Origin of the sequence: Pseudomonas sp. BJa5, from assembly GCF_030272875.2 — a bacterium.
In the GTDB taxonomy this organism is placed as follows: Bacteria; Pseudomonadota; Gammaproteobacteria; order Pseudomonadales; family Pseudomonadaceae; genus Aquipseudomonas.
The window spans coordinates 1-231 of record NZ_JALRNG020000252.1 but is presented as its reverse complement, the minus strand read 5'-3'; the positions used below and the strand labels follow the sequence as shown (position 1 = coordinate 231).

1 protein-coding gene is annotated in these 231 nt (G+C 69.7%); it reads right to left on the bottom strand.

Annotated features, from left to right (window positions below; translation table 11 throughout):
- Positions 1-5 precede the first annotated feature (5 nt).
- On the bottom strand, positions 6-231 hold a 226-nt coding region (locus tag M2D63_RS26210; RefSeq protein WP_285865936.1), incomplete at its 5' end, for a dual specificity protein phosphatase family protein.

Genomic DNA, 231 nt, shown 5'->3' with positions numbered 1-231 from the left:
CCTTGTCAGTGCTCATGGGCCGTCCCCGTAGTGCCCGCCAATGGCTCGAGGGCCAGGCGGTGCGCGGCATGCTGGACAATCCCCGGGCGCGCCCGGCGGATGATCGCGACGGCTGCATCGACGCTTTTGGCGCGACCGCTGTACAGCAACCAGGCGGCCACAGCCGTGGCACTGCGCGAATAGCCCAGGGCGCAGCCGACCAGCAAGGGGCCCTGGTGACGCAGGTTTTCC